Below are 7,675 nucleotides of genomic sequence, written 5' to 3' on the forward strand. Positions count from 1 at the left end.
CGCGGCCGGCGGTAGAGCGCTTCTATCCCCATCCGCCGCATCAGCGTTTTGACATGCCGGCGGCCGATCTTGCCCCCCTCGGCAGCCAGCAGGCCTCTCAGCATCGCCAACCGGCGAAGGGAAACTCCAGATGCAGCCGGTCGAGACGCCGCATGATCTGGCGTCCGGCACTGGTCGCCCGCAGGTAATAAACGCTGCCGCGGCTGATCTTCAAAACTTCCGCCTGTTTCGTGATCGGCAGGTTGTGCTCGCGATCGATCATCGCTTTGCGCTCAGCAGGCCAGCTTTGCTGAGCGCGCCTTCTAAAAAACTGCATCAGCTCCCCGATCTTGGCGTGCAGCGTTTTCGCGTCCACGGCGCGCTCGCTCGTCCTGTTGCCTCCGCCAGAACCGAACACATCGGCCGCCGCTTCCTGAGCTGGACTTCCAGTGCGTGATCTGTGTCGGGTGCACGTCGAAATGCTGAGCCAGCTGGGCCAGCGTCATCTTGCTCTTGATCGCGGCTAACGCCACCTTGGCCTTCAATGCCGGTGCGTGGTGCCGGCGGTCTCGTGTGCTCATCGTCTCTCCCGATTCGCGGAACAATCTCGCCTGCCGTCAGGCAGAAACTCCACTTATCGCCCTGTCCAGATTTCCGAAGCGGGCTCTATCGCAAGTCGCCGACTCGGATGAGCCAACCCGACTCTTCTACGAGAAGCCTGATCTGCTTTGGTTGTCTGCTTTGGTTGCAGGCATTTAACGCCTCCACTAGCTCGTCGGGCGGCGAGCCGGAGCGCTCGCGTCTTACAGAACTGCACATCTCACGCCACCCACGACACGGCATCAAGCGCGGCGGTCCTTTGGCTGTCTATGGCACGGATGTTCGTTCGTTTACGCGAGCTGTAGAACTCGCGCTGCTGCTGCGGTGAAGCAACTTCTCTCAGTGGCGGCGACACTCCAAGTCGAAGAAAGTCTCGCAAAAACCGCTAAAAGGTAGCTCTATTTGGAGCTTCGGCAAACGATCGTGAGATCAACGCGACCTGAGCGGCAATATCGAGCTATTGGATAATAGGTCCTGTCAAAGAAGATCCGCAGGATCAAAGCTACCAAACGACCGTTGTATAGCCGAGCAACCTGCTCGACCCGTTCACGTGTCCTTTCGGGTCTGCCAAGCTCGACGTGCTCTCCATCTGACACCGGGCAATCGTTGTGGCGCAACTACTAACATTGGTTGGGGCTCGGCCGCTTTTTCGCAACGTCCGAGTTCGTTATTGTCGAACTTAGGGACGCCCAACAGAATCCGAGCTTGCAGCAGCAAGCAGCTCGCCGCCATGCGGTAGGGCTCAGCCTTTTGATGCAAAGTAGCAGAGGAAGCAGAATGTTCGACAGATCGAACGAACTCGGTGCGTGGGACCGCGATCACCTGTTCCACCCAGCTACGGAAGCTGGCGCCCATACGCGAGGTGAAATCCAAACGCGCGTCATTAGCGGGGGTAAAGGCGTCTACATCACAGATAAATCCGGCAGAACGTTCCTTGACGCCTTTGCGGGGCTTTTTTGTGTGAATGTCGGGTATGGGCGCCAGAAAATCGCGGAGGCGATTGCAAAGCAGGCGAAAGAACTCGCCTATTACCACGCATTTGGCGACTACGGTACAGAAGCCCCGATCACACTATCCAAGATGATCATCGATCGCGCGCCGGCCGGCATGAGTCGCGTCTATTTCGGCCTATCAGGCTCGGACGCGAACGAGACGAATATCAAACTGGCGTGGTACTACAATAATGTGCTTGGCCGGCCGGGGAAGAAGAAGATTATCTCCCGCTGGCGCGGCTATCACGGCTCAACCGTCATGACCGGCTCGCTGACAGGCCTTGAACTGTACCACAAAGCCTTCGATCTACCGCGTACGCCGATTCTCCACACTGAGGCCCCCTACTATTTTCGTCGCCCTGATACTACTATGAACGGGGAGCAGTTCGCCCAGGCCTGTGTCGACATGCTTGAGGACCTGATCTTAGCCGAGGGCGCCGATACAATAGCAGCGTTCATCGGAGAGCCGATTCAAGGTGCTGGAGGCATAATTCCGCCGCCCACGGGCTACTGGTCCAAGGTGCAGTCTCTGTTGAAGAAATACGACATTCTACTCATCGCAGATGAAGTCGTCTCCGGCTTCGGCCGCCTGGGCAGGATGTTTGGTTCGGACCACTATGATATCAGACCGGACCTGATCACAATTTCGAAAGGGCTGACCTCCTCTTACGCGCCCCTCTCCGGCGTCATCGTTTCGGACAAGGTTTGGCAGGTTCTCGTGAAGGGCTCCGACGAACTCGGTACTATCGGCCATGGTTGGACTTGTTCCGCTCATCCTATCTGCGCAGCGGCTGCCATTGCAAATCTCGAGCTAATCGATGAAATGGACCTGGTTTCGAACGCACATGATACTGGAGCATATCTCAGGTCTGCATTGGCTGAGGCGCTGGGCAATCATGAAAACGTCGGCGAGGTGCGTGGCGACGGGTTAATGGCGGCGGTGGAGTTTGTCGAGGATAGGGATAACCGTATCTTCTTCGATGCATCCAAGAAGGTCGGGGAGCAGGTCGCCGCCGCGCTGCTCGAGCGGGGCGTCATCGGCCGCGCCATGCCGCAGGGCGACATTCTCGGGCTCGCGCCACCACTGTGCTTAACAAGGCACGAAGCTGATATCATCGTCGAGAGCACACTGAAAGCAGTCGATGCTGTGTTTGTCCGTTGATCGAGAACGAGACGGCAGTCCTTCCTTTGCTGTTAGACTGCAGCAAATAGCAAACGAGTGCGCGGAGCGCTTTCACTTCTGCGGCAAGACGCTCCTCCAATGTTTTGGTGTTCTTGAAGCGGCCACGCTTCTTCATGTCTGTACTCCTCCTAGCGCGCCGTTTGTGGACCGGCGGACCTTCTTCGATGGCAGGGTCGATTGGACGTTCTACGCACGCCAACGCGAGTGGGTCGGCTGCGATCGAGTCGATGACACCGCGTGATGGCTCACGCAAGACCTCAGCCCGGGGACGCAGAGATCGCTCTCCGCCGGAGAAGGTGCGATCACCTACTTGCCGCTGAGGGACAGGCTCATGTGGGTGACGACGTCGTCCCAGGCGTGCTCTTCTTCGGCGGGATAGTTGATCAGCACGCAATGAACCAGCCGCTCCGAGAAGTTGCACCGGTCGTACCAAACCTTGTCGCCCTTGTAGCTGGAAACCGCGAAGAAGCGCGGTGTCACCCGCTTGTATTGGATGCGGGAAGGCGGGTGCTTCTTCGCGAGAAAGGCGGCGGGTGAATCGTTCGCGAGGTTGGGCGCGGCCTGGATCGTGAGATCGGCGCGGCCGTCTGCGGTGCGGAATCGTTGCCCATACCCGTCGGGTCGGCCGGCTTCTTCCGTGAAGATCGAGGAAGGGAGATCCACCGAGGTGCCGGTCTGGGGAATGGTGTACCTCGTCCATCTCAGCGGTTGCGCCGAGACCGTCGATGTCAAGGCAGCGAGTGCCAAGGCAAGAGCCACCATTATGACTTTCATCGCATGTCCCTCCAGATCTCGTTCCACTGAACCGGCGGAGCCCGGTCCTTACACTTCCTTCAACGCCGACTTGACCTCACGTACCGGCCAGCTTTCGCCGTCCGCGATCACGCGGACCTTTGCGTCTGCGCCGACCAGCACGTGAGAACGGATCATCGTCAGTTGGCATGACGACGATTTCCGTCTCGGGCTTCCAGTTCAGCGTCAGATCGAGATCGCCAGGGAAGACCTGCCAGCGCGAGCCACTCTCAAGCTCGACGATGTGGCTCTCGGAATGCGAATCTGATCTTCATCGCGCGTGGCCGCGCTACTTCTGCCCCGATGGAGCTTGGGCGTTCGAATTGTTCGGGTTCTGCTTGTTCGCTTCGTGATGTCCGACCGCGCATCCCGCCGCAGCGCCCAGCTTGCCATGGCCCGCCATGTGGCCGGCGACGCCGCCGACGATGGCGCCCTTGATGCATCCTTTGGCTTGCGCCGGCGACGCCAGGGCTAGTACGGACAGGCAGGTGATGGTCAAGATCGTTTTCATGATCGTTCTCCGAGTTGCGACACTTCGGAGAATCAAGTCGCATGGAGGATCGCCGTTCCGTTCGGGCAGCCGATGGTCGCGGAATGCCCGGTTCGCAGGACCGGAACTTCCTATTCATCCGTCGCCGACCGCACCTGGCGCGCCTGCTCACCCTGGTCCGCCGTGCCAGATCGCTCTCGATAGCGGCCGCTCTTTCTTAATGCGCCCGTCTCGCTCGATTGAAGGCCTCCTCCGCCTTTGCGATCGCCAGCCAGAGGTGCGCTCGACGCAAGGCGCGCGATGGAACGGCCAAAACCTTCGGCCGTTCGCAGACTGATGTGAGTCTTAGGTTTCGAGGAGCCGCCGGTGCGAATACTCGTCTTCGAGGACGATCTCCTCATCCGCGAGCTCGTGGTGGAGGCCCTGCGCGAGGAGGGCTACGAAGTGATCCATGCGGCCAATGGCGAGGAAGCCGCTGGCATGGTGCGGGAGACGAGTCGCCGACGTGCTCGTCACCGACATCAGGCTGCCCGGACGCGTCGACGGCTGGCAGATCGCCGAGCGCTGCCGCGAGCAGGATCTCGAGCTCGCCGTGATATACGCGGCCGGCTTCTCGCCCGTCGCGCCGCGCCCTGTATCGGGCAGTCTGCTCCTGCAGAAGCCCTATGATCCGGCGGAAATCGTGAAGGCCGTGAAGACAATGGGCAGGCGAGCTTCGCCAAATTGACGGCAGATGCTCGCTTTCGTCACGGGTGCTCGCGCGGCACGGGCCGCCAACCTGCCACTGGACATTCGAGACGGGGCACGCTGATCGTGCTCATTTCGCCGGCGGACGCAACGGGCCCTCGCCCATTTGCGGGCCGTCGGGTCGTGCAGCGGGTCGTCGTCGCAATTGGTGCAGACGTACCGCAGTCGCCCCTCCAGAGCTTCGTCGCGCACAGCCTTCATCGGGCTGCCGCACGCCGGCACGCCTTTCGGACCGGATAGAGCACTGCCATCTGATTTCCCCCGCGCTGGCAAGTCTACGTCCGTCCCCGTTGCGATCTCAAGTCGGCAGCGGAAAGTTGCATGATCACAAGCGTTGCTTGACTCCGCGACCGTAGGGTACTCAACTTCCGGCAGTGACGTTGTGGGGGTGAGCCATGGAGCAGGAGTTCTACCTAGGTCTCGCGCAGCGGGTCCGGGTCATAGCCGAGAGGGCCGATCCGTTCACCCGCCGTCGGTTGCTGGATCTCGCCAAGCGCTACGATGCGAAAGGCCGGCCGGCCTCGCGATCCGGGGCGACCGAGCGGCCGTTGCCGACGCCGCGCACCACGCCGCCGGCTTCCATCTTCTCCGGACCTGGCGAGGCCTGACGCCCGGCAACGACAGCCATCCTTTGGAACGAATGACGTCTGCAGTCGCCGAACTTCGAATGGCCTTCTTAAATATCCGAGCGCGTTGGGAAGTTCATTAAGCGCTCAACGGATGCTCCATGAAGAAGCGCAACATTTCCCTCGTCGCGTCCGGTCCGCGCGGGTCGGTGTAGGAGCCCGCCGGGCTGCCGCCCGACCAGGCATGCCCGGCACCGTGGACACTCCAGTGCTCGGAGATGTCTCGTCCCTGCGCAGTGGTCACGATCGTTCGCGTATACGAATGCCCGTCCGGCACTCGCCCGCGAACCACCTTGGCTTTCCGGCTCTCAGCTTCGCCGAGGCCATCGAGGACCCGGTCGCCGTTGTCGGGATGCACGGTGGTGTCGCGGTCGCCATGAAACACGATGGTCGGCACCGCAGAGCAAGCCTTCACGGTAGCTACGGGCGCACCGCCCTGCCGCATCGCGGTCAACGCAGAGGAAAGATCGCTGGCCGCCCCGCACGCCAGGCCCGAATGGACGCCGACCGCAGCGTATAGGTCCGGATAGGTCGCCCCCATGATGGCGGCCGCGGCCCCACCGGCTGAAAGGCCCGCAACGTAAACTCGCTTTGGATCGATGCCGTGATCGCGCATTATCTGGCGGGTGATGCCCGCGATCAGCGAAGGTTCGCCGTCGCCCCGCTGCTGGTCTCCGGCGCGAAACCAGTTCCAGCATTTCGCCTGGTTGGCTCCGTGCGGCTGCTCTGGATAGACCACGAAGCAGTTCTGCTCTTCCGCCAAAAAGTTCATCCGGGTGCCCGCCGCGAAGTCGTCGGGCGACTGAGTGCAGCCGTGAAGCATGACGATCAGAGGACGTGGCGGCGCGGGCGCGCGGCTCGGGATGAACAGCTTGTAGGTCCGGCTTCCCGCAGCGTTGCCGAAGGTACCTTCGATGAAGCTTGCACCATCGGGCACGATGTCCGACGTGGACGGCGGAGCGCGCCTGCTCAGGCCGCGCAGTCCGAGCCCCGCAAAGTCTTTCACGCCCGTGAGCGGCGCGGGACGTCTGTGTCCGGGGATGGACGCATGCTCCGTGGGCCGTCCGCCTTTCCTCTCCTCGACGACGTGGGCCTTCACGTCGAGGGTCGGCGGCTCGAGCCTCGCAGGCCCGACTCGGACTGCGCGGCCCATCGTTCCCGAGGACGCGCCTTCTCCGCGGAGCATGCGTTGCAGGAGCGCGGCCGCCTCGACCAATCGACCCGCCCGCGTGAGGCGAGTGGCCTCATTAACTATGCTCTGATCCAACATCGCATCACCTCGTTCTGTCGGCGAGAGCGGCCTTGACCGCGGGAGTGGCATGCAGGGCTCCAAGCACCGAGACGGAAGCAATGGTGGCGCGGGCCAAATCAGGCGTGACGTCATGGTCGATGGTCGCCAGGCCGAGAACGTTGATGTGCAGCATCTCGCCAGCTCGCTGCGCCGCTTCGAGATCCTGGCGCGTGTAGTTTCGCAGCCCTAGGTCCAGACTCTTCCGGGCCGTCGACTGCTTGACGACGTCCCCATGCCGTTCGAGCTGATTGCGGATGGCCGTCCGGATGAAGTCGGTCCTGTTGGAATAGAACCCCTCCTGCACCATCAAATCGACCTGACCGAGATCGACGTAACCGAGGTTGATCGTGATCTTCTCGGTGTCCGGGGGCTTGGGCCGGAGTTCGCGGACATTGTCAGCCATGAGTGAGTTCCAATGACCATCCCAGTGGATGTTATACAGATGGCATATGGAGGTGCGGGGGAGTTATTCAAGAGGCAAAGCCGCTTCAGCCGGCCGGCGCACCATCCCGGTCAGCCTGGTCTCGATCCGGAGGCTGTTCAGCTTCGCGCTCCGGTGCCGAAACCTGGTGCTACGCATCAGGACCAACTTGAACCGGCCTGCAATCAGCATCTGCAGGATCGGCGACAGAGCGTCCCAAGGGATCCCGATGTTGCCCTGGATGCCGTCCGGACCAACAGTGAGCGAGCCGAGCGCGATGCAACGCTGCAAGGATTCGCGGGTTCCGGAAACGATTCCTGCCGTTCTGGCTTGAGACCACCAGTTGTTGCGTTGGAGTTCGTTGCGTGGCGTTTGAGCGACGTAAACCGGCGGCGGTCGGCGTGAAGGCGCCGTTCCCCGGCTTCGTAGAACCGGCCTTGGCATCATCGATCGCGAAGGTGCCGTCCGGGGCGCGATGGATTCACGAAATCAAGTTCGACGGCTACCGCGTCCAGGTCCATCTGGTGAACGAAGCCGTGAAGATCTTTACCCGC

General features: G+C 61.5%; 8 protein-coding genes and 2 pseudogenes. 4 read left to right on the forward strand and 6 right to left on the reverse strand.

What is annotated here, in order from left to right; all coding sequences use genetic code 11:
* A pseudogene (locus tag A5906_RS00005) lies at positions 1–560 on the reverse strand (IS3 family transposase); the annotation flags it as partial.
* Positions 561–1,356: 796 nt separating this feature from the next.
* On the opposite strand from A5906_RS00005, the gene A5906_RS00010 reads away from it, so the two are divergent.
* Positions 1,357–2,733 carry an aminotransferase gene (locus A5906_RS00010; RefSeq protein ID WP_080133972.1) on the forward strand — a complete coding sequence of 459 codons (1,377 nt, stop codon included), beginning with the start codon at positions 1,357–1,359 and terminating at the stop codon, positions 2,731–2,733.
* A 327-nt stretch (positions 2,734–3,060) separates the two neighbouring features.
* Here A5906_RS00010 and A5906_RS00015 read toward each other — a convergent pair whose 3' ends face one another.
* Together A5906_RS00015 and A5906_RS00025 are read right to left on the reverse strand one after the other, a co-directional pair.
* Positions 3,061–3,528, reverse strand: a complete 468-nt coding sequence (locus A5906_RS00015) for a hypothetical protein (RefSeq protein WP_080133285.1) — start codon at positions 3,526–3,528, stop codon at positions 3,061–3,063.
* A gap of 307 nt (positions 3,529–3,835) precedes the next feature.
* Positions 3,836–4,057, reverse strand: coding sequence for a hypothetical protein (locus A5906_RS00025; protein ID WP_080133286.1), 222 nt, complete (start codon positions 4,055–4,057; stop codon positions 3,836–3,838).
* A gap of 430 nt (positions 4,058–4,487) precedes the next feature.
* On the opposite strand from A5906_RS00025, the gene A5906_RS00030 reads away from it, so the two are divergent.
* Together A5906_RS00030 and A5906_RS00035 are read left to right on the forward strand one after the other, a co-directional pair.
* Positions 4,488–4,763, forward strand: a complete 276-nt coding sequence (locus tag A5906_RS00030; RefSeq protein ID WP_245326531.1) for a response regulator — start codon at positions 4,488–4,490, stop codon at positions 4,761–4,763.
* Positions 4,764–5,178: 415 nt separating this feature from the next.
* A complete protein-coding gene (locus tag A5906_RS00035) occupies positions 5,179–5,391 on the forward strand; it encodes a hypothetical protein (protein WP_080133287.1) in 213 nt (70 codons plus the stop codon).
* Positions 5,392–5,488: 97 nt separating this feature from the next.
* Here A5906_RS00035 and A5906_RS00040 read toward each other — a convergent pair whose 3' ends face one another.
* The 3 genes from A5906_RS00040 to A5906_RS00050 form a co-directional block, all read right to left on the reverse strand.
* Positions 5,489–6,679, reverse strand: a complete 1,191-nt coding sequence (locus A5906_RS00040) for an extracellular catalytic domain type 1 short-chain-length polyhydroxyalkanoate depolymerase (RefSeq protein ID WP_080133288.1) — start codon at positions 6,677–6,679, stop codon at positions 5,489–5,491.
* 4 nt (positions 6,680–6,683) lie between these two features.
* On the reverse strand, positions 6,684–7,103 hold the full coding sequence (locus A5906_RS00045) for a CopG family transcriptional regulator (RefSeq protein ID WP_080133289.1): 420 nt from the start codon (positions 7,101–7,103) through the stop codon (positions 6,684–6,686).
* Between the two features lie 63 nt (positions 7,104–7,166).
* Complete coding sequence (locus A5906_RS00050; RefSeq protein WP_080133290.1) at positions 7,167–7,412, reverse strand: hypothetical protein; 246 nt, start codon at positions 7,410–7,412, stop codon at positions 7,167–7,169.
* Between the two features lie 74 nt (positions 7,413–7,486).
* Here A5906_RS00050 and A5906_RS43570 point away from each other — a divergent pair.
* A pseudogene (locus tag A5906_RS43570) lies at positions 7,487–7,675 on the forward strand (non-homologous end-joining DNA ligase); the annotation flags it as partial.

It is taken from the genome of Bradyrhizobium sacchari, from assembly GCF_002068095.1.
GTDB classification, from domain to species: domain Bacteria; phylum Pseudomonadota; class Alphaproteobacteria; order Rhizobiales; family Xanthobacteraceae; genus Bradyrhizobium; species Bradyrhizobium sacchari.